Source organism: Ruegeria sp. H9 (assembly GCF_056532915.1).
The window spans coordinates 1,146,291-1,169,507 of the sequence record NZ_JBQFNX010000001.1 but is presented as its reverse complement, the minus strand read 5'-3'; the positions used below and the strand labels follow the sequence as shown (position 1 = coordinate 1,169,507).

The window sequence follows — 23,217 nt, the reverse complement described above, 5'->3', positions numbered from 1 at the left end:
CGTGATCACCCCTTCTCAGCCAGCCGCAACGGCGGGTTTCGCACTTTCCCGGTACCGTTCGACCGCAGCAACGTCGCTTTCAGCCTCGAGCATCAGCATCAGCGAATGCAGCTGTTCAAGATCGCGAAGTTCGACATTGATCATCAGCCGATAAAAATCCGGTTTGCGGTCGACAAATTCGAGGTTCGAGATATTGGCCTTTTTCTCGCCGATCAATGTGCAAATACGCCCCAGCACCCCGGCATCATTGCCGATGGTCAAATCCAGCGTCGCGCCATAGACGGCGGGGTGGGTGCCCGAATGCCAGTGCAGATCAACCCAGCGCTCGGGTTCATTTTCAAACTCGGTCAGGCGATCGCAGTCGATGGCGTGCACGACAACACCCTTGCCGCGATATGTAATTCCGACGATGCGCTCGCCTGGCAGTGGCTGGCAACAGGGGGCACGATCGAATTTCTGGCCCGGTTCAAGCCCGATCACAGCACGGCGGGGCGAGATCGCGTCGCCATCATCCTTGGTGAGTTCGGGATATACCGCTTCGACCACCTCATGGGCGGTCAACTCGGCACTGCCCAGACGGGCCAGCAACTCGTCCCGATCTTTTAAACGCAGGTGTTTGGCAGCGGTTTCCAGCGCCTTGTCGGTGGCTTTGCGGCCCAGGTTTTCGAACCCGGCGCGGGCCAGTTCCTTACCCAGCTTGATGAAGCGTTCCCGGTCGACCTCGCGCAAGGCGCGGCGGATCGAGGTGCGGGCTTTGCCGGTAACTGCGATCTCAAGCCAAGTGACCTGCGGGCTCTGGCCATCGGCGGTGATGATGTCCACCGATTGACCGTTCTTGAGCCGGGTCCAGAGCGGCACACGAATGCCATCGACCTTGGCCCCCACGCAGGCATGACCAATGCGGGTATGGATTGCGTAAGCAAAATCAATCGGCGTCGCCCCACGCGGCAGTTTCACCACATCGCCCTTGGGGGTGAAGCAGAACACCTGGTCCGAATACATCTCGAGCTTCACAGCTTCGAGGAAATCCTCATGATCATCCTCGCTGTCGAATTGCTCGGTCAGGTTTGCGATCCACTTTGCCGGGTCGACCGCAAAGGGGTTTTCGGACCGCACACCGTCGCGATAGGACCAGTGCGCTGCAACGCCGGTTTCGGCCACATCGTGCATCTGGCGGGTGCGGATCTGGACCTCGACCCGTTTGCCGTCGCGCCCCGAAACTGTTGTGTGGATCGAACGATAACCGTTCGATTTCGGTTGGCTGATATAGTCCTTGAATCGCCCTGGCACCGCGCGCCAGCGCTGGTGGATGGCACCGAGTGTGCGATAGCAGTCTTCTTCGGTCTGGGTGATGATGCGGAACCCGTAGATGTCGGACAGACGTGAGAAACCCTGATCCTTTTCCTGCATCTTGCGCCAGATCGAATAGGGTTTCTTGGCACGGCCAAAGACTTCGGCTTCAATGCCCGCCTTTTCCAATTCGTGCCGCATGTCGCCGGTAATGCGATGGATCACGTCGCCGGTTTCGCGTTGCAGAGTGATAAAGCGGCGAATAATCGACTGGCGGCCTTCGGGGTTCAGGACGCGGAAGGCAAGGTCTTCGAGTTCCTCGCGCATCCATTGCATCCCCATGCGGCCCGCAAGCGGCGCGTAAATATCCATTGTCTCACGCGCTTTTTGCACCTGCTTTTCAGGGCGCATCGCCTTGATCGTGCGCATGTTGTGCAGGCGGTCGGCGAGTTTGACCAGAATAACCCGAAGGTCCTTGGACATGGCCATGAACAGCTTGCGGAAATTCTCGGCCTGTTTGGTCTCACGGCTGGACAGCTGCAGGTTGGTCAGCTTGGTGACGCCATCGACCAGCTTGGCGACCTCATCCCCGAACAGTTCGGTAACCTTGCCATAACTGGCTTTGGTGTCTTCGATCGTGTCGTGCAACAGGGCCGTTATAATGGTCGCATCATCCAGACGCTGTTCGGTCAGGATGGCGGCAACGGCAACGGGATGAGAGAAATAGGGCTCGCCGGAATGGCGGAACTGGCCTTCATGCATCTGTTGGCCAAATTCATAGGCCCTTTCGATGCGGTCGGCATTTGTCTTGGGATTGTAATTGCGGACCAGCGCAATCAGGTCTTCTTCTGAAATCATCCGGTCCGCACCTTTGTCGCTTGGGTTACCCCTGGCCCTGGGCCTCCATCAGAGCGCGCAGGAGCTTTTCTTCCGACATGTCGTCATCCGCAGGCTTGTCAGATTCCGCACCCATCAGCAGGGCCATCTGATCTTCCTCGGGCTCATCAACCTCGATCTGGGTCTGGTTGGCTTCGATCAGACGCTCGCGCAGCTCATCAGCGCTTTGGGTTTCGTCGGCGATTTCGCGTAGCGAGACGACAGGGTTCTTGTCGTTATCGCGGTCAACGGTGATCGGGCCACCAGCAGAAATCTCGCGCGCCCGGTGGGCTGCAAGCATCACCAGTTCGAACCGGTTCGGGACCTTGTCTACACAATCTTCGACCGTAACGCGGGCCATGGGGCGCTCTCCGTAAATGAATCCGTGGCAGGAAGAGGTTTATCTAAGCGCGAATCCCCGCCTTGACAAGCAAGAAATGCCGCAAATGCGAGGATCACAGAGGCTTGACCTCTGCCACCTCATCGGGCGGCAAGGCTGCAACCATCTGCGTCACTGTCCGGTCCAGAACGGGATGGCGCCAATCGGGGGCGACATCCAACATGGGAACAAGCACAAAAGCGCGGTCCTGCAAGCGCGGATGGGGCAGGATAAGGTGTTCCGGCGCAGATTTGGTCTGATCTTCGGGGGGAAGGGTCAGCCAGCGCTGGTATTCGGCGTCATCCGGCAGCACAAGTTCATCCCAACAGACCAGATCGAGGTCCAGAGTGCGCATGCCCCAACGCTGTTCACGGGCGCGCTCAAAATCATGTTCGATGCGGTGCAGCAGGTCCAGAACACCCTGTGGCGTGAGGTCCGATTCGATCAAAACCGCTGCGTTGACATAGTCCGGCCCTGCCCCTGCCGGAAAGCATGGGGTGGCAAAAAACCGGCTTGTCTTGCGAATCACCAAGCCCGCCTCGGCCATCGCGATCAGCGACCGCTCAAGTGTCACCTTGGGCCCACAACCTCTCAGACTGAGATTTGCCCCTAGGGCAATGACCGCTTTTGACAAGGTTTTGTCCACTTCAGACCCCATATTCGGACCAGAGAATACTTGCGATAAAGCCTAAAACACCTATTTTAAGGACACCATTGCACTGACCTATTACTTTATCACTCACGGAGCTCACGGTGCGGTGGCTTATACCGGAAGGACCATTTTATGTTTTACAAGGACGAACGGCTAGCGCTGTTCATCGACGGCTCGAATCTTTATGCAGCCGCCAAAGCACTGGGGTTTGACATCGACTACAAGTTGCTGCGTCAGGAATTTATGCGCAGAGGCAAACTGCTTAGAGCTTTCTACTACACAGCGCTACTGGAAAATGACGAGTATTCCCCGATCCGGCCTCTGGTGGACTGGCTGCACTATAATGGCTTCACCATGGTCACCAAACCGGCCAAGGAATACACCGACAGCATGGGGCGTCGGAAGGTCAAGGGAAACATGGATATCGAGCTTACCGTCGATGCCATGGAACTGGCACCACGCGTTGATCATATCGTACTGTTTTCGGGCGATGGGGATTTCCGCCCGCTGATCGCAAGCCTGCAACGGCAGGGCGTACGTGTTTCCGTTGTTTCGACCATCCGTAGTCAGCCGCCGATGATTTCGGACGAACTGCGCCGCCAGGCCGATAACTTCATTGAGCTGGAAGACCTGCGCGACGTGATCGGCCGCCCTCCGCGCGAGATGCCGACTGAACCCCGCAGCGTCGCAGCTGCAGGCGGGCACTGACCCCACCAAACCCCACCACCCACCAATGGGGGTTGGCAAGAATATGCGCGGCCAGGGCCAGAAGCCCTGGCCGCGCGACTTTAAAGGTATAGGTGCTGAAAACACCCTTGTGCTAACAGCGATTCATGTCAGTGAAATGACGCAGTGCTGTCTGGACCATGGCAATGAAAAGACCTAGGTGTTCGGTCCAGGAGATCGCCGAATGACAAAGCCGCCGCTGACATTATATCTGGCCGCCCCGCGCGGGTTCTGCGCCGGAGTGGACCGTGCCATCAAGATTGTGGAAATGGCCCTTCAAAAATGGGGGGCGCCTGTCTATGTGCGCCATGAGATCGTTCACAACAAATTCGTCGTCGACGGTCTGCGCGCCAAGGGTGCCGTGTTTGTCGAAGAGCTGGACGAATGCCCTGATGATCGCCCGGTGATCTTCTCGGCCCACGGTGTGCCAAAATCGGTGCCCGCCACAGCAGCCCAGCGCGAGATGATATATGTCGACGCCACCTGCCCGCTTGTATCCAAGGTGCATGTCGAAGCGCAGCGCCACGCGGATGCCGGGCTGCAGATGATCATGATTGGTCACAAGGGCCATCCCGAAACAATCGGCACCATGGGACAGCTGCCCGATGGCGAGGTGCTGCTGGTTGAAACGGTCGAAGATGTGGCGCAGGTCGCTGTGCGTAACCCCGAAAAGCTGGCCTTTGTCACCCAGACAACCCTATCGGTGGATGACACCAAGGACATTATTGCCGCGCTTGAGGCCCGCTTCCCCGCCATCGTCGGGCCGCACAAGGAAGACATTTGTTATGCCACCACCAACCGGCAGGAAGCGGTGAAAGCTGTCGCTCCGAAGGCCGATGCCTTGCTGGTGGTGGGTGCGCCGAACTCATCGAATTCACGTCGTCTGGTCGAGGTCGCCTCGCGCGCCGGATGCAGTTATGCGCAGCTGGTGCAGCGCGCGACCGAGATCGACTGGCGTGCGCTGGAAGGAATTTCCAGCATTGCGGTTAGCGCCGGGGCATCCGCGCCCGAGGTGCTGGTGAACGAGGTGATCGATGCATTCCGCGACCACTACGATGTCACCGTCGAACTGGTCGAAACCGCTGTCGAGAATGTCGAGTTCAAAGTTCCCCGCGTATTGCGGGAACCAGCATGAGCGGCATCCCCCGCGCGCCGTTATTCCTTGGTTTGGCTGGGCTGATCCCGTTTGTCTGGGGCGCGCTGACTTATCTGAACGGTGATTTGAACGATTGGGGTCGGCAGACGCTGGGGTCGCGCTTCGTGGGGCCGTATATTCAGCTATTCTATGGCTCGGTGATCCTGAGTTTCATGTCGGGCGTGCTGTGGGGCTTCGCCACCAAAACCTCAGGCAGCAAAGCTGCGGCCTGTTACACTTTGTCGGTGTTGCCTGCACTTTGGGCATTTTTCACGACCGGCGGCGGTCCGGTGAATGCGGGCACCAACCTGATGTATGGGTTTGCGGGCTTGCTTTTGCTGGACGCCATGTTCTCATATTGGCGGTTGACCCCGGTCTGGTGGATGCGGCTGCGCGTCCTGCTAACCGCTGTCGTGCTGACCTGTCTTGCTGTGGGAGTTTACCTGTGAGTGATGAACGGACCATCAAGGCCTACACGGATCGCGTTGCGGATTACCTAAGGATCCCCCTGCCCGCCGAGCAGCTAGAGGCGCGTCAGGCTTTTGTAGATGCGGTCCGCGAGGGTGGATATGTGCTGGATCTGGGCTCGGGTCCCGGATCAGACAGCGCGTTTCTGATGCGGCAAGGGCTGAAGGTACGGGCGCTGGATGCAACCCCTGCCTTTGTTGAACATGCGCGGAGCAACGGTGTTGACGCCCACCTTGGCACCTTCGAAGACGTCACCGAGGTGTCAGAGTATGACGGCGTCTATGCCAGTTTCTGCCTGCTGCACGCCCCGCGCGCCGATTTCCCGCGTTATCTGAACGCGATCCACACCGCACTGAAGCCGGGCGGGCAGCTGTTTCTAGGAATGAAGCTGGGCACGGGCGAGCATCGCGATGATTTGGACCGTTACTATACCTATTACTCAGAGACCCAGATCAAGGACGCCCTGACCTCGGCAGGTTTCACCATTGATCGTACCATGCAGGGAATGGGTAAGGGTTTGGCCGGGTCTTACGACGGGTTCATTCTGGTATTCGCTCATGCCTGATCTCTTTGCCTATACCGATGGTGCCTGTTCCGGAAATCCCGGCCCCGGCGGCTGGGGCGTACTGCTGCGCGCGATGGATGGCGAGACCATCCTGAAAGAACGCGAGCTGAGCGGAGGCGAAGCCGAGACAACCAACAACCGGATGGAACTGCTGGCTGCAATCAGTGCTTTGGAGACGCTGGAGCGGCCCTCGAAACTGACCATCGTCACCGACAGCGCTTATGTGAAGAACGGCGTGACGGGATGGATTTTCGGGTGGAAGCGGAACGGCTGGAAGACGTCGAACAAGAAGCCGGTCAAAAATGTCGATCTGTGGCAGCGGCTGGATGAGGCGCAAGAGCGGCATCAGGTGACCTGGGAATGGGTCAAGGGCCATGCGGGCCACCCGGAGAATGAAAAGGCCGACGAACTGGCGCGCGCCGGCATGGCCCCATTCAAACCTAAGAAGGCGCAGGCGTGAGCGGGCTTGCCCTGCTGGATTACGCCTCGGTTTTGGTCTTTGCGCTGACCGGTGCGCTGGTGGCCAGCCGAGCGCAGCTTGATCTGGTCGGGTTTGCCTTCATCGCCTGTCTGACGGCAGTGGGCGGTGGTACCGTACGCGACTTGCTGCTGGACCGACATCCGATCTTCTGGGTCGGTCAGCCCGCTTATATCCTGATCGCTTGCGGCGCTGCGGTGCTGGTATTTTTTACCGCTCATCTGGTCGAAAGCCGGTATAATTGGCTGGTCTGGTTGGACAGTTTCGCCCTGTCCATCGCGGTCGCTGCTGGCACGGGTGCAGCGTTGTCACTGGATCAATCCGGTATCATCGTAGTGCTGATGGGGGTGACCACGGGCTGTTTGGGCGGCTTGATGCGTGACGTGGTGTGCAACGAGGTGCCGCTGGTACTGAAACAGGGTGAGCTTTATGTATCCTGCGCCTTTATCGGAGCCTTGACCGCTGTGTTTGCCACCCGCCTCGGGCTGGAAGGCCTGCTGGCATTGGGCTTATGTGCATTGATTTGCTGGGCGTTGCGCGCCGGATCTCTGCTGTTCGGTTGGCAGTTGCCGGTTTACAAGGCCCGACCGCCTCGGCAATAGGGTAGAAACGGACAAGAGATCGCGATGACCTACAGACTTTCGTTTCTGGCCACGGCACTGCTGCTAACGGCATGTGCAGAGCAATACGCCCCGGTCAGCTTCACGGCAGTGGGCAATCAGATCGTCGCGTCCGGAACGATCGACCATACAACGCTCAGCGCGTTTGAAGAAGTGATGGACGAGAACCCCGAGATTAAGACGCTGGTGCTGCAAAATATCGAAGGTTCGGTCGATGATGACTCGAATGTGGTCTTCAGTCGCGTAGTGCGTGAGGAAGGGTTCGACACGGTGGTTCCGTCAAACGGGCTGGTGGCCTCGGGCGGCACCGATTTGTTTCTAGCGGGTAACCGACGCGTGCTGGAACCCGGCGCCTGCGTGGGGGTCCACAGCTGGGGCGGCGGCGGCTATGTCGCTGCGGAGCTACCCGAAGATCACCCCGAGCATGACCGGTATTTGAACTATTTCGAAGATATCGGCGTCGATCCCGACTTCTACTGGTTCACGCTGGATGCAGCATCCGAGGAAGAGATGCACTGGATGACGGCGTCCGAGGCGAACCGGTTCGACATGACTACACGGTCCGCCCCTCGCCTTGGCACTGCCGCAATCTGCGACGAACGTTAGCGACTGAGCAGCCGCGCGCCGATTTCCTTGACGAATTTCGCCGCCACCATGGCGGTCATGCCATAGGGATCGCGATGCGGGTTCAGCTCGACAATGTCCGCGCCAATCAACTGGCCCTTGAACCGGTGGATCAGGTCGATCACCTCACGCGTGCTGAGGCCACCGGGTTCGTGATGCGACACCCCGGGGGCAAAGGCGGGGTCCAGCGCGTCAAGGTCCAGTGACAGATAGACCGGGCCGTCAAAGCTGATCTCAAGATCGGGGCTCCAGTTGCGCATGTCGATCACCTCGACCCCGAACTTGTCGGCCTGTTCCTGTTGGTGCTTGTTCATGGTGCGGATCCCGACCTGCACCAGACGGTTGATCTTGCCTGTCTCCATCACGCGGGCAAACGGGCAGCCATGGCCCAGCGGGCCGATCTGCTGACTGTCATAGAGGTCGGGATGTGAGTCGATATGCAGAATATTCAGCCCCTCATACCGGTCGGCATGCGCCTTGATCAGCGGAAAGGCCACCGAGTGATCACCGCCCAATGACAGCAGCCGTGCGCCGGTTTCAATCCGGGCGGCGGCCCCTGCCTCGATCCGGTCGATGGGTTCCTGCCCCATCATCTCGAACACATCCAGATCGCCGGTGTCTTTGAAACGGTCGGCTGCGCCCAGATCAGTGCCATCCTCGGCGGTCAGGTTGGCCGCGCCGGAATGCAACGCCTCGCGGATGCGACCCGGGGCAAACGCGGGGCCTTGCAGGAATGAGGAATGCAGGTCCAACGGCACACCCATCAGCGCGACGTCTCCGGCGGTCAGATCATGCGACATGAGAGGCCTTTCAACAAAGAATTGACGGGACATTGGTCGCAGATCACGGTCGGGTCAAGCGATCAGCGGCGGATATATGTCTGCCAGATCCAGATCACCAAGAGCGCCCCCAGAACGGCGCCGATAAACCCTGAGAGCCAGCCCATCACAGTGATGAGCGTGCGCAGTACCAAACCGCCCACCAAAGCGCCGACAATGCCGATCAGCATGGTGGTTGGAATATCGGCCTCGATCCGCATTAGGCGGGTGGCGAGGAAACCTGCAGCGGCTCCGACGATGATCAGGGCGATGATCGGCATATCATTTCCTCCAATGCGTGGGCACGATGATCAGCGCACCGATCGAGGACAGCACCGCGTCCAACCCCGGCGGGCCAAAGCTGATGCCGAACATGATGCGCACGAAATAGAACAGGAAAGCACCACCCACGCAGATGATGATCGACTGCAGATAGCCGTTATGGGTAAAGCCAGTCTGTTCAGACAGATAGCCTACGATCCCGGCAATCACGACCGTGCCCATCATGATCATGATCATGTACGCCTACTCCGATGACAGGCGGGTCCCGGCCGGCATGGGCCATCCCCGCAGAAAAGTTTCCCTATCCTGCGCGCCCTTGCCTGCCCGTTGCAAGCGCAGCAACTCAACTGCGCCTTCGCCGCAAGCCACGCGCAGGTGGTCGTCCAGCACCTCGCCCGGAGTGCCCCGTCCTTCGGCCAGCCGCGAAGCCAGCAGTTTGATCCGGTGACCCTCGACCTCGGTCCATGCGCCGGGGAACGGGGAGAGACCGCGGATTTTTCTATCGACTTCGGACGCGGGGGCCGACCAATCGATCCGCGCCTCGGCTTTGTCGATCTTGGCGGCGTAGGTCACGCCCTCATCGGGCTGCGGGTCAGGTGTAAGGCTGTGCAGTTTGGCCAGAGCCTCAACGATCAGAGCCGCGCCCATATCCGACAGGCGGTCATGGAGTTGCGCGGTGGTTTCCTCGATGCCGATATCGGTGGCTTCGCGCAGCAGAACGGGGCCTGTATCCAGCCCGGCCTCCATCTGCATGATACAAACACCGGTTTGCACATCGCCTGCCATGACCGCGCGGTGTATTGGCGCGGCCCCACGCCAGCGCGGCAACAGGCTGGCGTGAATGTTCAGGCAGCCATGGGTTGGCGCGTCCAGAATAGGTTGTGGCAGGATCAGGCCATAGGCGACGACCACCGCGATATCGGCGTTCAGCGCGGCAAAGCTGGCCTGTTCTTCGGGCGATTTCAGCGAGTTGGGGTGGCGAACGTCTAAGCCCAGCGCCAAGGCACGCGCGTGCACCGGGGTTGGACGGTCTTTTTTACCGCGACCGGCGGGGCGTGGCGGTTGGCAATAGACGGCGGCAATCTCGTGCCCCGCGTTCACCAGCGCATCCAGTACCGGGACCGAGAAATCGGGGGTTCCCATGAAGATTATGCGCATCGTCGGCTCCGGGGGTTGGGTGGGTGCCGGGCTGAAGCCCGGCCTACGTGGATTTGCGCGCCTTGCGCAGCAGCATGTCGCGTTTGACCTTGCTGAGGCGGTCGAAATACATCCGCCCGTTCAGGTGGTCGATCTGATGCTGCACGCTGGTGGCTTCGATGCCGACAAAATCACGGCGGTCGATCTGGCCCTGTTCGTTGAGAAATTTCACGGTCACTGCGCGCGGTCGCTTCACCTTGGCAGACACGCCGGGCAAGTTCGGGCTGGCCTCGTCATGTTCACGCAGCTCAACCGAGCTGTGCAGAATCTCGGGGTTAGCCAGTCGCACAGCTTTGCCCCGCTGGGTCGAGCCATCCACGACGGCCAGCCGCAGCATCACTCCGATCTGCGGCGCAGCGAGGCCAACGCCCGGCATCGCCTCCATCGTATCGATCATGTCATCCCAGATGGTGCGGATGTCGTCGGTGATCTCGGGGACGTCCTCGGCCTTGGTGCGCAGGCGCTTGTCGGGCCACGGCAGGCAGGTCCGCACCGTCATGTACGGGCCTTTTCGCGCTTGAGCTTCTGCATTTTGCGCGTGATCATCTGACGCTTGAGCGGTTTGAGATAGTCGATGAAGAGCTTACCGTTCAGATGGTCGATCTCATGCTGCACACAAGTCGCCCAGAGATCATCAAAGGTTTCCTGCTGCAGATTACCGTCACGGTCCAGCCAGGTGACATCAACCGTCTTCGGGCGCGTAACTTCGGCATATTGCTCAGGGATCGACAGGCAGCCTTCTTCGTAAACGTTGGTCTCGTCCGAGGAGGCGATGACCTCGGGGTTGAACATCACCAGTGGGCGTGGGGCCTCACCTTCTTCTTTGACGCAGTCCACCACGATCAGCCGGTCGAGCACACCGATCTGCGGCGCAGCAAGGCCAATGCCGGGCGCGTCATACATCGTCTCCAGCATGTCATCGGCCAGTTTGCGCAGATCGTCGGTGATGTCGGCCACCGGCGCGCAGACCTTTTTCAGGCGGGGATCGGGATGGATCAGGATATTGCGTTTCATGGGGCTGATTTAGGCCATCGCGCCCGCCTCCGCAACGGCCCTCTTGCACCTTATGGATTTGTGGTTAGCTTTCGCCTCGACAGATGGAGATGACATGACTTTCAACGACCTGATCGACCGCCGGGGCACCAACTCTTCAAAATGGGATAAGATGGAGCAGCTTTACGGTGTCGCCCCCGAGGATGGGCTGGCCATGTGGACGGCTGATTCCGACTATGCCACGGCCCCTTGCGTGATCGAGGCGGTGCGGGAAGCGGCCGATCATGGCGCGTTTGGATATTCATGGATGCACCCGGATTATCTGAATGCAATCCAGTGGTGGATGAAGACACGCCACAACTGGGAGATCGATACCGATTGGATTCTGACCTCGCAAGGGTTGGGCAATGCGATTGCCCTGTGTCTGGATGTTTGGAGTGAACCGGGAGATGGCGTCGTGATCTTCACGCCCGTCTACCATGAGTTTGCCCATAAGGTGAACAAATCCGGCCGTCGCGTGGTGGAATGCCCGCTGATACGCGATGGCGACAGCTATGGGCTTGATCTGGACGATGCGCAGTCGCGGTTGGACGGATCAGAAAAGCTGCTGCTGTGGTGCTCGCCGCAGAACCCGTCAGGTCGGGTCTGGACGCCGGATGAACTGCGCGCTGTAGCGGCGTTTGCGGAGCGCAACGGGCTGATCCTTGTGTCGGACGAGATTCACCATGATCTGGTTTATTCGGGCAATACCTTCGTACCGATGGATACGGCCGCCCCCGACGCGCGCCCGTGGACGGTGACACTGACCGCGGCGTCGAAAACATTCAACATCGCCGGTCAGCGTACCGGCAACATGATCATTCCCGACGCCAAACTGCGGGCCGAGATGCGGCACCGGATCACCACGCTGGACTATGACCCCAGTGCGTTGGGTGTGGCGATGATCACTGCCGCCTATTCGCCGGAAGGTGCAAAATGGGTCGATGAACAAATTGCCCACCTGGACGCGAACCGGAAGCTGTTTGATGCTGCCATCGCCGAGATACCGGGCCTGTGGTCGATGCCTCTGCAGGCGACCTATCTGGCATGGGTCGATTTTTCGGGCACGGGTATGAGCCACGATGAGTTTGTCCGCCGCCTACGCGAAGATGCGCGGATCGCGACATCCTCAGGCCCCGGTTTTGGCACCGGTGGAGAAACCTTCGAGCGCTTCAATCTGGCCACCCAACGCGAGCGGGTCGAAGAGGCCTGTGCGCGATTGAAGGCAGCCTTTGGCGATTTACAATGAACCCCGTTCAAAAAAAAACGGAGGCACGTCATGCCCAACCACCTTTTTACGCTTCCGGACATCCCAAGCATCCCGGTGCAGGGGGAACAGGCGACCTATCCGATCGGGCGGATTTTTTGCGTGGGCCGCAACTATGCCGCCCACGCTGCCGAGATGGGGCATGAGGTGGATCGTCAGGCGCCGTTTTACTTCACCAAATCCGCGCCCAACGCGGTTTTGACCGGAGCGCATGTGCCGTATCCGGCAGGCACCGAGGATTATCATCACGAAATGGAACTGGCCGTTGCAATCGGCAAACCGGTTTTTCGGGCCACAGCCACTGAGGCCCGCAACGCGATTTTTGGCTATGGCTGTGCGCTGGACATGACGCGCCGCGACCTGCAGATCCGCGAGCGCAACAAGCAGCGCCCCTGGGATCTGGGCAAGGATGTGGAAAACGGCGCGGTCTTCGCTCCGCTGACCCGCGCCGATGACTGGAGCCCATCTGATGACAAGCGCATCTATCTGAGCATCAATGAGCGGGTCGTACAAGACGCCACATTGTCTGAGCTGGTCTGGAAGATCGATGAACTGATCTCCCATCTATCGGGTTTCTACCATTTGCGCCCCGGCGATCTGATCCTGACCGGCACACCCGCCGGGGTCGGGCCTGTGGTCGCCGGAGACCGAATTGAAGGCGGCATCGATGGTTTGGCTCCTGTGCACCTGACCCTGGCGGCCTCCGACTAAACCGTCCGGCCTGATCCCTGAGAATCTTGAGGCCCCATTACCGCCCGAGCGCCGGTGGCGCGTCGGTGCCAAAGATCAAACGGTGCGCGCGTCAGTCGCGGTTTTCAAGCAATGCGATCGGTGCATCCGGGGCGCGGTAGAAATCCAGTGGAGCCTTGTCCGTCGCCACAGTGTTACGCTTGAACTCATAGCGCATTTCACCCACCGCTTCTTCGTCTGCGATTATCAGGCACTGATACATGTGGTTGGCACCGTCATAGATATCGACGAGCCCACGCAGGCGCGGCGTGGTTTCGGCCTCGACGGTGAAACCATCCTTCCACAATGTCAAAATTTTGAAGCTATTGTCGCCAACCTCCACCCGCAAACGGCTGGATTTCTTGAGGGTGGCGATTCGGGCCGCATCCAATTCGGCGCGAATTTCCTTGGAAACATAGGTACTCATAATAAACTTCCCCCCTTAACACTCATTAGTCTGACGCGATTCCTGTAAAAATCCAGTGAACGGCGTCACATAAGTTTTGGCATTGCGGTTCTGGTGCCCAGACACCGCACCCCACCTGTGCGCGCATGCAGGCCTGATGCGCGCCCGGTGAAATAGGATCGTGGCGCAAGACGGCCTATCTTTGACCCAATCGCAATGCGAAAGGAATAACGATGGGCCTGCTTGTCGACGGCGAATGGCATGACACCTGGTATGACACCAAATCCACAGGCGGGGCGTTCAAACGCTCGGCCGCACAGTTTCGCAACTGGATCACCGCCGATGGCGCGCCCGGCCCCTCGGGGCGTGGCGGGTTCGAGGCGGAATCGGGGCGCTATCACCTCTACGTCAGCCACGCCTGTCCATGGGCGCACCGCACACTGATCTTTCGTGAGTTGAAAGGGCTGAGCGACCACATCTCGGTCTCGGTGGTACATCCGGATATGCTGGATAAAGGCTGGACCTTTGAGACGGACGCGCATGGAGCGACGGGCGACAAACTGTTCGGATCAGAATTTGCCCATCAAATCTACACTCGTGCCGACCCTCACTATTCGGGCCGCGTTACGGTTCCGATCCTGTGGGACAAAGTTGAGAAAACGATCGTGTCAAACGAAAGCTCGGAAATCATCCGCATGTTCAACTCGGCTTTCAACGGGATCACCGGCAACACAGACGACTACTGGCCCGAGGCAATGCGGGACGAGATCGAAGAGGTCAACGCGCGCATCTATTCCGATGTCAATAACGGGGTCTACAAATCCGGCTTTGCCACCTCGCAAGAAGCTTATGACGCCGCGGTTGGCCCTCTGTTCGACACGCTGGACTGGCTTGAGGATCGTCTGGCCCGGAACCGCTATCTTATGGGTGACCGCGTGACTGAGGCCGACTGGCGCCTGTTCACCACATTGATCCGGTTCGACCCGGTTTATCATTTACATTTCAAGTGCAACAAGCGTCGGTTGGTGGACTACCCGAACCTCTGGGCCTTTACGCGGGAGCTATATCAATGGCCCGGCGTGGCGCAGACAGTGAACATGAACCACATCGTGCGCCACTATCACTTCAGCCATGACAGCATCAATCCGCACCGAATTATTCCGGTGAATCCAACGTTGGACTATTCAGAACCCCATGGGCGGGATCAGCGCCCCGCCGCGTAGTGTTCGACCATGGCCGCCAGATCCTCGGGCGGGGTCGAGCTTTGGACATAGGCGCAGGCATTGGCGCTATGGGCAAAGATTGATCCGTCCGAGAAGAATGTGGTGTTGGTGACGAAGATCACTCGCGCCTCGGGCCTGCGATAGCTTGCGAAATCGGCAACCGCCAAGGCGCTGCCGGTTTCCAGAACCAGATCCAGCACGATGATATCGAATGCGGTACCATACAGTGCCAGGATCGCGGCCTCTTGCGTTTCGACCAGCGTGACTTCGGCCTCCTGCCTTTGCAGATGCCGCTGCCAGACCCGACCTAGATCGGGGTTACTCTCAACAATCAGTACTTTCATTTGCAACAACCTCGGCACGTGATATGGGTGAGTGGTGCCGACCCCTGTTGTCCGTGATCACGCGATTTCCTTAACAAAGTGTTAACAAGGCCCGCACAGCGCCGTGATCGGGCGGATTCGCTTGTAAGAACGGCAAAAATCCGCTTGAAGCATGAGAAATAGGCGATTCCGGCTGGGGCAGATGGTTGGACAGGATGACAGATTGAACCCTCGGGCTGCGCGCGATCATGGCGGAGGGCTGGATGGCGCGATGACGCGGTTTGGGGGCACGCGCGCAGACTGGATCGATCTGTCCACGGGGATCAATCCGCATGCTTATGAGGTCTCGGGCCTGCAGCCTCCGGACTGGAAGGAACTGCCGGATCATGGCGCGTTCGAACGCCTCTCGGACGCGGCGCGGGTGTTTTGGAACGTGCCTGATGGGGCCGAGATTCTGCCATCGCCTGGTGCCTCTGCGGTGATTGCCCGCGTGCCCGCGCTGACCAAAGCCGGCCGCGTGCAGATCACGATGCCCACTTATAACGAACATGCCGCTGCATTCACCGCTCAGGGTTGGACGGTGCACGAGAGCGGCCCGGCTCAGGCACGTGTCATCGTAAACCCCAACAATCCTGATGGGCGCATCTGGCAGGACGCGGATGTCGACGCGCCGCTGACGGTGATCGATGAAAGCTTCTGCGACGTAACGCCCGAAGCCTCGCTGATTCATCTGGCCCAGCGGCCCGGCATCGTGGTGCTGAAGAGCTTTGGCAAATTTTGGGGGTTGGCCGGGTTGCGACTGGGTTTTGCAATTGGCCATCCCGATCTGATTGCACGATTGAACGACCTGACCGGACCATGGGCCGTATCCGGCCCGGCACTGCGGATCGGCGCGCAAGCGTTGCACGATGTAAAATGGGCTGATGAAACGCGCATGCGTCTGGCAAATGAAGCAACACGGTTGGATCAGCTTTTAACGTCCAAAGGTGCGCGGCTGATTGGCGGCACCAGCCTGTTCCGCCTCTACGACGTTGATGACGCGACCGCCTGGCAAGACCGATTGGCGCGGGCGCATATCTGGAGCCGAATTTTCCCCTATTCCCGGACCTACCTGCGCCTTGGATTACCGCCAGCAGATGGTTGGGCCCGGTTGGAAGCAGCGCTGTGAGCACCGCGTTCCTATTGGTCTGCGCTATGTGTCTGGACGCAGCATTGGGTGAGCCGGATTGGCTGTGGTCGCGGATTCGCCACCCTGCCGTACTGATGGGCAACGCGATTGGCTGGCTGGACAACCGGCTGAACCATGGGGCGTATCGCCGCCTCAAAGGGGTTGCGACGGTGCTCATCCTGGTTGCGGTGGCACTCATCCTTGGCCGGTTGCTGGAGCTGCTTGGTCCGATCGTCGAGATCGTGGTCTGCGCCATCCTTCTGGCCCAGAAATCCCTGATCACCCATGTTCGCGCAGTTGGCGAAGGCCTGTTGACCTCGCTTGCCGAAGGGCGCGCGCAGGTCGCCATGATTGTCTCGCGCGATACGCGAGATATGACCGAGGCGCAGGTGGCGCGCTCGGCCATCGAAAGCGCCGCCGAAAACCTGAGCGACGGGGTGATTGCCCCAGCCTTCTGGTTTCTGGTCGCAGGTCTGCCGGGGCTGCTGGTTTACAAGGTCGTCAACACCGCCGACAGTATGATCGGTTATCGCAACGACAAATACCGCGCCTTCGGCTGGGCAGCGGCGCGGCTGGATGATGTGCTGAACCTTGTCCCAGCACGCCTGACCTTCGTAATGATCGTCGCGCTGTCCAGCCAATGGTCGCGCTGGGGAGAGATGGTTGAGGATGCACGCCGCCATATCTCACCCAACGCAGGCTGGCCCGAGGCCGCGATGGCACGTGCGCTTGATATCGCACTGGCCGGACCGCGCAGCTATGATGGCCAGATGCGGGATCTTGCTTGGGTGAACGGGAATGCGCGGCAGAATATCGACGCGGCGGAGGTTTTTCGCGCATCAGACATGCTCTGGCAGGTATGGGGGCTTGCGCTTGGGCTCGTGTCGGTGTGGGTTGGGTTCAACTTCATATTCTGACGGATCAGCCTTATGCGTTTCCTTTCCGGCCTTATTGCCGCCGCCCTCTTCGCCTCGCCTGCACTCGCCCAATGCGGCGGTGGGTTCAATACCTTCGTCAAAGGGCTGAAAGCCGAAGCCATTCAGCAGGGTTACGACAAATCCACCGTCAACAGCTTTTTCAAGGGCGTGCAGCAGGACGGAGCCGTTCTGAAAGCCGACCGCGCGCAGGGCGTATTCCAGAAACCATTCATCGACTTCTCGCGGCGCCTGATTTCACAGAACCGGATCGACCGGGGCAAGGCCATGTCGGGCAAATACGACGCGGTGTTTGACCGGATTGAGCAGGAATACGGCATTTCGCGCGGTGTGCTACTGGCATTTTGGGCGTTCGAGACCGACTACGGGTCCTTTCAGGGCGATTTCAACACCCGCAACGCGCTGGTGACGCTGGCCCACGACTGCCGCCGCCCCGAGTTGTTCCGCCCGCAGATTTTCGCCGCGATCGAGCTGTACAGCCAGGGCAATTTTGACCCCGCCCGCACCACCGGGGCTTGGGCCGGTGAAATCGGCATGGTCCAGATGCTGCCCCGCGACATTCTGGAAAACGGCGTGGATGGGGACGGAGACGGCAAGGTTTCGCTAAAAACCTCGGCACCGGATGCACTGATGTCCGGGGCCAAGATGCTGTCGCATCTTGGTTGGCAACCGGGTCAGCCATGGCTGCAAGAGGTCACCGTGCCCGCGCAAATGGACTGGTCTCTCTCTGGCCCCGGCAAGCCCCGCTCGGTGTCCGAATGGCAGGCGATGGGCGTGCAGGCGCGCAGTGGGTCTTTGGCAAATCTGCCTGCCTCGCTGATCCTGCCACAAGGGCATAAAGGACCCGCCTTTCTGGCTTACCCGAATTTCGATGTCTATTTCGAATGGAACCAGAGCTTCGTTTACGTCCTGACCGCCGCCTATTTCGGCACACGGCTGGAAGGCGCGCAGATCTACGACGCAGGCAACCCCGCGCCGGGGCTGACGGGCGCACAGATGAAGCAGTTGCAGAGCAAGCTACAGGCACGGGGTTATGATGTAGGCAAGATCGACGGCATCCTTGGGGCCGGAACCCGTGCGGCTGTGCAGGCTGAACAATTGCGTCTGGGTTTGCCAGCGGATGCGTGGCCAACGACACAGCTGCTGAAGCAGCTATAAGGGTCAGCGCCTAGGCAACCTTTGCAGGTTCACGTTTCACTGACGGATCAAACGCATGGATAGATACCAGCGAGCCTTCTGTGACGATGGCGGTATTGGGCTGTATTTCAACCCAGCCGTCACTGTCTGCATCAAGCGGTTCGGACGATATCACTATCCCGTCTTCTGAGGTTCGGTAATGCAGACTGGGTGCATAACGATCAGACGCATAGCGCGCCGCAAATACACGCTTGCCGTCTGACCAGCACGCAGCAAACCGCATATAAGGCGACGATCCGCATTGTCGGGACAGCGCTTCCACCCGCCCCACGGCCCGTGCCATTGCCTCGATCGGATTTGAATCCAGACCTTCGCCATGAGCAATCAAAAAGATCGCTTCACTTTCTGTCGCACCCATTCGGTGCCCGTATAAATGTGCCGGGATCATAGCATCGAGCTGCTGCCGGATTTGGTCATGCCCTCCAGCCTGGCCATTGTGCATGAAGCTCCATTTGCCAAATCCAAATGGGTGACAGTTGTTGCGCGAGGTCGCAGTGCCTGTCGACGCTCTTACATGGGCCAAAAACAGTCGTGATCGTGTGTGATGAGCCAGTTGTTTGAGATTTGCATCGGACCATGCGGGATGAGTGTCCTTGTAGAAACAGGGCGTTTCGCGATCAGAATACCAGGCCAGTCCAAACCCATCGGCATTGATTGGTGTCTTCCCGATCAACGCGTTGCGGCTTTGGATGACAAGCGATTGCTCTTGCTCCTGGATCAATTCATCCAGATATCGCTGCTCCCCAACCCAAGCCAAAAAACGGCACATTTGGCATCCCCTTCAGTTTTTCGATCCAGGGCATTCTACAACTTGATTTGACGATGATTATCCCGTTTTCTTCCGTTTTTACTCAAAGGCTCTATCAAATTTACCAACTGATCGGGAAAAACAGATCAATTACTCGCTCTGACCGGATAGCGATCGCCTTTCTCGTCGATCAGGATCAACCGCTCACCACTGCGGACATATAGGTCGCATCGGCTGAACCCATTGCGATACGCGATGCAAACACTGCCGTCCCCGGCGATGGAATAGGTGCCAAAGGCGGATTCTCCGCTGGCATAGGTATAAGAATAGGCCCCTCCAGCCGAGTATTTGGACTGGCCGTCGTCGTAGAAAGTGAGAGTACGACCGGCCAAAGCCTCCAATTCTTCTGGCGTCAAGGGGACGTCACCGGGTTTCGTGGGCCATTCGGCAGCCCAGAGGGGGTTGGCCGCGAGCAATGCGAGGGTGAAATATCGGATCATGATGCTAGCCTACCCTCATACACGGGTGATGGCTCATAACGTTGCAGTGATCGATCAAGCGACCATCTGCTCGGCCTTTTTCAGATCGACCGAAACCAGTTGGCTGACACCCTGTTCCTGCATCGTCACACCGAACAGCCGATCCATCCGCGCCATGGTCACCGCGTGGTGGGTGATGATCAGGAAACGCGTATCGGTCTGGCGGCACATCTCATCCAGCAAGTCGCAGAAGCGGGTGACGTTGGCATCGTCCAGCGGCGCGTCGACCTCATCAAGCACACAGATCGGCGCGGGATTGGCAAGGAACACGCCAAAGATCAGCGCGGTCGCGGTCAGCGTCTGTTCGCCGCCCGACAGCAGGCTGAGAGTCGAGAGCTTTTTGCCCGGCGGCTGGCACATGATCTCAAGGCCCGCATCCAGCGGATCGTCGCTTTCGACCATGACCAGATTGGCCTCGCCGCCACCAAACAGGTGCTTGAACAGCATGGCGAAGTTGGAATTCACCTGTTCGAACGCGGTCAGCAGGCGTTCGCGACCCTCGCGGTTGAGGCTGGCGATGCCGCTGCGCAGGGCCTTGATCGCCTCTTCCAGATCGGCCTTTTCGCCGTTCAGCGTGTCGAATTCTTCCTGAACTTCTTTGCTGTCCTCTTCAGCCCGTAGGTTCACTGCGCCCATGGCGTCGCGCTGACGCTTGTGGCGGTTCACTTCGGCTTCAAGTGCGTCGGCGGCGGGCATCTGGTCAGGGTTCACGTCCAGTTGGTTCAGCAGCTGGTTCGGCGTCAGTTGCTGATCCTCGGCAATGCGTTCTGCTGCGGCGACTACGCTTTCCTTGGCGGCGTCGCAACGCGCCTCAGCCGCCGCGCGGCTTTCGCGCGCCTCCGAGGCCAGACGTTCGGCTTCGCGCTCGGCAAGAACCACCTCGCGCTGCTGGGTCTCGGCCTCGGCCAACTTGTCGGCGGCTTCGGCGCGCCGAGACTCAGCGGTTTCGATCAGCTCGTTCAGTTCTTCCCGTGCCTCGGCGATTTCGCTGGGGGCCGCCATCGCCTCGGTCAGTTCTTCTTCCGAGCTTTCCTTGCGTTCGGCCAGTTCCGATATCCGCTTTTCCGCCGTTTCCAGACGATGCCGCCAACCGCTGAGGTCCTTAGTCACCTCCTGCGTGCGCCGGGTGCGCGCCTCGCCCTCGCGGCGCAATTCATCATGCGTCGAGCGGTGGGTCAGCATGGTGATCCGCGCCGCCTCGACCGTCTGCTTGATGTCCTCGACCTGCGCGCGGGCGCTGTCGAGATCGCCCAGGCCAGTCAACGCGCCTTCAGCCTCACGCAGTTGTGCGCGGGCGGACATGGCGTCTTCCTTGTGACGGTCGACCGCGAGGGTCAGTGTTTCCAGCTTGCCCTGCGCCAGATTTCGATCCGCCTCAGCCCGGCTGAGCATCCGCGCGGTTTCCGCCATGCGCTGATCCGCGGCACGGCGGGCCTCGCGGGCGCGGCGGTCAGCCTCGGTTACATTGGCCAGTTGCTGTGACAGCGCTTCATGCGCGGCGCGGGCACCTTCGGCCTGCGCCTCGGTGCGGGTCAGTTCCTGTTTCAGCGCCTCAAGCTTGTTGAGCTGCTCCAAACGCAGGGCGGCAGCGCTTGGTGCATCCTCGGCCCAGGCGCGGAATCCGTCCCAGCGCCACAGATCACCCGAGCGCGACACCAGTCGTTGACCCGGTTTCAACGACGCCTGCAGGCGCGCGCCCTGATCCGCATCGACCAGACCGATCTGCGCAATACGGCGACTTAGGCGGTCGGGGCCGGACACATGCAACGCCAGCGGCTCGGCCCCATCGGGCAAGGGCTGGTCGCTGTCATAGCCCGCTACCTGCACCCAACCTGAAGGTCCGTCGCCCTCGACCAATGGTGCACGCAGGTCATCCGCCAGCGCAGCCCCCAACGCCTTTTCAAAGCCCGTTGCCACCCGCAGCATGTCGAGCACTTGCCCACCCTCAGCCGTGTCGCGTTCGACCAGCTTGGCCAGCGCGGTGGTCTCGGCCCTTATCGCGCCCAGTTCACCCTCAGCCTCGGAGCGTTTGGCGCGGGCCTCGGCCTCACGCGCCTGCGTGTCGTTGCGCAGCTCGTCGGCGGCGGCCAGTGCTTCTTCCGCTGCCTCAGCAGCTTCGCGGGCTTCTTTCTCACCCTCTTGCGCGGTCTCGAACGCCTCGCTGGCGCGGGAAAGGGCATTGCGCGCCTCGTCCACGGCGGCGCGGGCCTTTTCTTCCTCGCCCTCGGAACGAGCCAGTGTCTTGCGGCTGTCTTCAACCAGTCGTTGCGCCGATTGGTGGCGAGCCACCAGACGGGCCATGTCTTCGGTTTCCTGCGACAGGTGATCTTCGCGATCCTGCAACACCGACGCGGCCTCGCGCGCAACTTCAGCAGCTTCAGCGACCTTTTCGTCATAGCCATCGGCGGCTTTTGCAAGCTCGCGGGCCTCCCATTCCAGCCGTTCGATCATCTCACCCGCGTCCCGGTTCAGACCGGATTCGCGTTCGATGTCGTTGCCCAATTGCTGGATACGGTTGGTCAGAGTCTCGATCGTCTGGCGTGCGCGGGTTTCCTGATCCGACAGCTGATCGCGCTGCACCTGCTGGCGCTGCAGGACGGCTGCGGCGATGGCCTCTTCCTCACGCAGGGGCGGCAGGGTTTCCTCGATCTCAGCGCGTTTGGCGGCGGATTCACGGGCGGATGCCTCGGCGCGAGAGGCTTCGGTGATCCGGTCGCGTAGCTTTTCCTCGGCCGCCTGACGGGCCATGTCGGCCTCTTTCCAACGGCGATAGAGCAGCATCCCTTCGGCCTGACGCAACAGCTCGCCGATCTCACGATAACGCGCTGCCTGACGGGCCTGACGGGCGAGTTGCGCCAACTGCCCGCCCAACTGTTCCAAAACGTCATCCACACGGGTCAGGTTGGCCTCGGTGCCTTTCAGTTTCAGTTCAGCCTCGTGGCGTCGCTGGTAAAGCCCGGAGATGCCAGCGGCCTCTTCCAGAATGCGGCGGCGGGCACGAGGCTTGGCGTTGATCAGCTCGGCAATGCGGTTTTGCCCCACCAGTGCTGGCGAATGCGCGCCGGTTGAGGCGTCCGCGAACAGCATCTGAACGTCGCGGGCGCGCACGTCCTTGCCGTTGGTCTTGTAGGCACTGCCCACATCGCGGGTGATGCGGCGGACGATCTCCAACTGGTCGCTGTCGTTGAAGCCGGATGGCGCCAAACGTTCCGAGTTGTCCATGGTCAGGACCACCTCGGCAAAGTTGCGCGCAGGGCGAGTGGCAGCGCCCGCAAAGATCACATCCTCCATCGCGCCACCGCGCATGGATTTGGGACGGTTTTCACCCATCACCCAGCGCAACGCTTCCAGCAGATTGGACTTGCCGCAGCCATTCGGACCAACCACTCCGGTCAGCCCGTCCGCGATGATCAGATCGGTCGGGTCCACGAAGCTTTTGAAGCCGGTCAGTTTGAGTTTGCTAAAGCGCAATGGCTGCTCTTGGTATGATTCCTATGGGTAAGAAGTCTGCGCAACGGATGGGGGAGGTGTCAACGTGAT

At 59.9% G+C, this 23,217-nt stretch carries 27 protein-coding genes; 13 read left to right on the top strand and 14 right to left on the bottom strand.

The genetic code is table 11. The features are described from left to right. Window positions 1-15: 15 nt before the first annotated feature. The 3 genes from ACR0CZ_RS05555 to folK form a co-directional block, all read right to left on the bottom strand. Entirely contained in the window at window positions 16-2,148 is a 2,133-nt protein-coding gene (locus ACR0CZ_RS05555) for a RelA/SpoT family protein (RefSeq protein WP_170392619.1), read from the bottom strand. Between the two features lie 25 nt (window positions 2,149-2,173). Then, a complete protein-coding gene (gene rpoZ, locus ACR0CZ_RS05550; RefSeq protein ID WP_010437681.1) occupies window positions 2,174-2,527 on the bottom strand; it encodes a DNA-directed RNA polymerase subunit omega in 354 nt (117 codons plus the stop codon). 94 nt (window positions 2,528-2,621) lie between these two features. Further along, window positions 2,622-3,203 carry a 2-amino-4-hydroxy-6-hydroxymethyldihydropteridine diphosphokinase gene (gene folK, locus ACR0CZ_RS05545; protein ID WP_480537030.1) on the bottom strand — a complete coding sequence of 194 codons (582 nt, stop codon included), beginning with the start codon at window positions 3,201-3,203 and terminating at the stop codon, window positions 2,622-2,624. A gap of 126 nt (window positions 3,204-3,329) precedes the next feature. On the opposite strand from folK, the gene ACR0CZ_RS05540 reads away from it, so the two are divergent. The 7 genes from ACR0CZ_RS05540 (at window position 3,330) to ACR0CZ_RS05510 (ending at window position 7,795) form a co-directional block, all read left to right on the top strand. Beyond that, window positions 3,330-3,905, top strand: coding sequence for a LabA-like NYN domain-containing protein (locus tag ACR0CZ_RS05540; protein ID WP_039541714.1), 576 nt, complete (start codon window positions 3,330-3,332; stop codon window positions 3,903-3,905). A gap of 202 nt (window positions 3,906-4,107) precedes the next feature. After that, window positions 4,108-5,058, top strand: a complete 951-nt coding sequence (ispH, locus tag ACR0CZ_RS05535; protein ID WP_170392621.1) for a 4-hydroxy-3-methylbut-2-enyl diphosphate reductase — start codon at window positions 4,108-4,110, stop codon at window positions 5,056-5,058. After that, the gene (locus ACR0CZ_RS05530) at window positions 5,055-5,507 is read left to right on the top strand and encodes a DUF3429 domain-containing protein (RefSeq protein ID WP_170392622.1); all 453 of its coding nucleotides are present in this window, start codon (window positions 5,055-5,057) and stop codon (window positions 5,505-5,507) included. Before ispH ends, ACR0CZ_RS05530 begins: the two co-directional genes overlap by 4 nt. Then, a complete protein-coding gene (locus ACR0CZ_RS05525) occupies window positions 5,504-6,091 on the top strand; it encodes a class I SAM-dependent methyltransferase (protein ID WP_480537031.1) in 588 nt (195 codons plus the stop codon). The genes ACR0CZ_RS05530 and ACR0CZ_RS05525 overlap by 4 nt, the downstream gene beginning before the upstream one ends. Further along, entirely contained in the window at window positions 6,084-6,551 is a 468-nt protein-coding gene (gene rnhA, locus ACR0CZ_RS05520; RefSeq protein WP_170733738.1) for a ribonuclease HI, read from the top strand. Before ACR0CZ_RS05525 ends, rnhA begins: the two co-directional genes overlap by 8 nt. Next, entirely contained in the window at window positions 6,548-7,171 is a 624-nt protein-coding gene (locus tag ACR0CZ_RS05515; RefSeq protein ID WP_170392625.1) for a trimeric intracellular cation channel family protein, read from the top strand. The genes rnhA and ACR0CZ_RS05515 overlap by 4 nt, the downstream gene beginning before the upstream one ends. Window positions 7,172-7,195: 24 nt before the next feature. Beyond that, complete coding sequence (locus ACR0CZ_RS05510) at window positions 7,196-7,795, top strand: COG3904 family protein (protein ID WP_170392626.1); 600 nt, start codon at window positions 7,196-7,198, stop codon at window positions 7,793-7,795. Here the strand turns inward: ACR0CZ_RS05510 and speB are convergent. The 6 genes from speB to def (ACR0CZ_RS05480) are packed head-to-tail and all read right to left on the bottom strand — an operon-like array spanning window position 7,792 to window position 11,124. Beyond that, window positions 7,792-8,646 (bottom strand): agmatinase, encoded by an 855-nt coding sequence (gene speB, locus ACR0CZ_RS05505; RefSeq protein ID WP_480544534.1) that lies wholly within the window; start codon window positions 8,644-8,646, stop codon window positions 7,792-7,794. The genes ACR0CZ_RS05510 and speB overlap by 4 nt on opposite strands. Before the next feature lie 29 nt (window positions 8,647-8,675). Further along, window positions 8,676-8,912 carry a GlsB/YeaQ/YmgE family stress response membrane protein gene (locus ACR0CZ_RS05500; protein WP_170392628.1) on the bottom strand — a complete coding sequence of 79 codons (237 nt, stop codon included), beginning with the start codon at window positions 8,910-8,912 and terminating at the stop codon, window positions 8,676-8,678. Between the two features lies 1 nt (window position 8,913). Next, window positions 8,914-9,150, bottom strand: a complete 237-nt coding sequence (locus tag ACR0CZ_RS05495; protein ID WP_170392629.1) for a hypothetical protein — start codon at window positions 9,148-9,150, stop codon at window positions 8,914-8,916. Between the two features lie 6 nt (window positions 9,151-9,156). Next, a complete protein-coding gene (fmt, locus tag ACR0CZ_RS05490) occupies window positions 9,157-10,071 on the bottom strand; it encodes a methionyl-tRNA formyltransferase (protein WP_170392630.1) in 915 nt (304 codons plus the stop codon). 43 nt (window positions 10,072-10,114) lie between these two features. Then, window positions 10,115-10,609, bottom strand: coding sequence for a peptide deformylase (def, locus tag ACR0CZ_RS05485; RefSeq protein WP_170392631.1), 495 nt, complete (start codon window positions 10,607-10,609; stop codon window positions 10,115-10,117). Then, complete coding sequence (gene def, locus ACR0CZ_RS05480; protein ID WP_170392632.1) at window positions 10,606-11,124, bottom strand: peptide deformylase; 519 nt, start codon at window positions 11,122-11,124, stop codon at window positions 10,606-10,608. Before def (ACR0CZ_RS05480) ends, def (ACR0CZ_RS05485) begins: the two co-directional genes overlap by 4 nt. Before the next feature lie 94 nt (window positions 11,125-11,218). On the opposite strand from def (ACR0CZ_RS05480), the gene ACR0CZ_RS05475 reads away from it, so the two are divergent. Continuing rightward, window positions 11,219-12,391, top strand: coding sequence for a MalY/PatB family protein (locus tag ACR0CZ_RS05475; RefSeq protein ID WP_170392633.1), 1,173 nt, complete (start codon window positions 11,219-11,221; stop codon window positions 12,389-12,391). A gap of 30 nt (window positions 12,392-12,421) precedes the next feature. Further along, entirely contained in the window at window positions 12,422-13,120 is a 699-nt protein-coding gene (locus ACR0CZ_RS05470; protein ID WP_170392634.1) for a fumarylacetoacetate hydrolase family protein, read from the top strand. Window positions 13,121-13,211: 91 nt separating this feature from the next. Here ACR0CZ_RS05470 and ACR0CZ_RS05465 read toward each other — a convergent pair whose 3' ends face one another. Continuing rightward, complete coding sequence (locus ACR0CZ_RS05465) at window positions 13,212-13,565, bottom strand: hypothetical protein (RefSeq protein ID WP_170392635.1); 354 nt, start codon at window positions 13,563-13,565, stop codon at window positions 13,212-13,214. 212 nt (window positions 13,566-13,777) lie between these two features. On the opposite strand from ACR0CZ_RS05465, the gene ACR0CZ_RS05460 reads away from it, so the two are divergent. Next, on the top strand, window positions 13,778-14,767 hold the full coding sequence (locus ACR0CZ_RS05460) for a glutathione S-transferase family protein (protein ID WP_170565081.1): 990 nt from the start codon (window positions 13,778-13,780) through the stop codon (window positions 14,765-14,767). Here the strand turns inward: ACR0CZ_RS05460 and ACR0CZ_RS05455 are convergent. Then, window positions 14,749-15,111: a response regulator transcription factor gene (locus ACR0CZ_RS05455; RefSeq protein ID WP_008756687.1), complete on the bottom strand. Its 363-nt coding sequence runs from the start codon at window positions 15,109-15,111 to the stop codon at window positions 14,749-14,751. The two genes, ACR0CZ_RS05460 and ACR0CZ_RS05455, sit on opposite strands and share 19 nt — an antisense overlap. Before the next feature lie 181 nt (window positions 15,112-15,292). Between ACR0CZ_RS05455 and cobD the strand changes: the two genes are divergently transcribed. Genes cobD through ACR0CZ_RS05440 form a run of 3 tightly spaced genes read left to right on the top strand, consistent with a single transcriptional unit; the run spans window position 15,293 to window position 18,351 of the window. Next, entirely contained in the window at window positions 15,293-16,258 is a 966-nt protein-coding gene (cobD, locus tag ACR0CZ_RS05450) for a threonine-phosphate decarboxylase CobD (protein WP_170392933.1), read from the top strand. After that, complete coding sequence (cbiB, locus tag ACR0CZ_RS05445) at window positions 16,255-17,175, top strand: adenosylcobinamide-phosphate synthase CbiB (protein WP_480537032.1); 921 nt, start codon at window positions 16,255-16,257, stop codon at window positions 17,173-17,175. Before cobD ends, cbiB begins: the two co-directional genes overlap by 4 nt. Window positions 17,176-17,187: 12 nt before the next feature. After that, entirely contained in the window at window positions 17,188-18,351 is a 1,164-nt protein-coding gene (locus ACR0CZ_RS05440; RefSeq protein WP_170392638.1) for a lytic murein transglycosylase, read from the top strand. 10 nt (window positions 18,352-18,361) lie between these two features. Here ACR0CZ_RS05440 and ACR0CZ_RS05435 read toward each other — a convergent pair whose 3' ends face one another. The 3 genes from ACR0CZ_RS05435 to ACR0CZ_RS05425 form a co-directional block, all read right to left on the bottom strand. After that, window positions 18,362-19,159: a class II glutamine amidotransferase gene (locus ACR0CZ_RS05435; RefSeq protein WP_170392639.1), complete on the bottom strand. Its 798-nt coding sequence runs from the start codon at window positions 19,157-19,159 to the stop codon at window positions 18,362-18,364. A 125-nt stretch (window positions 19,160-19,284) separates the two neighbouring features. After that, complete coding sequence (locus tag ACR0CZ_RS05430) at window positions 19,285-19,638, bottom strand: hypothetical protein (protein ID WP_170392640.1); 354 nt, start codon at window positions 19,636-19,638, stop codon at window positions 19,285-19,287. Window positions 19,639-19,692: 54 nt separating this feature from the next. Next, the gene (locus ACR0CZ_RS05425) at window positions 19,693-23,148 is read right to left on the bottom strand and encodes a chromosome segregation SMC family protein (RefSeq protein ID WP_480537033.1); all 3,456 of its coding nucleotides are present in this window, start codon (window positions 23,146-23,148) and stop codon (window positions 19,693-19,695) included. Window positions 23,149-23,217: the final 69 nt, after the last annotated feature.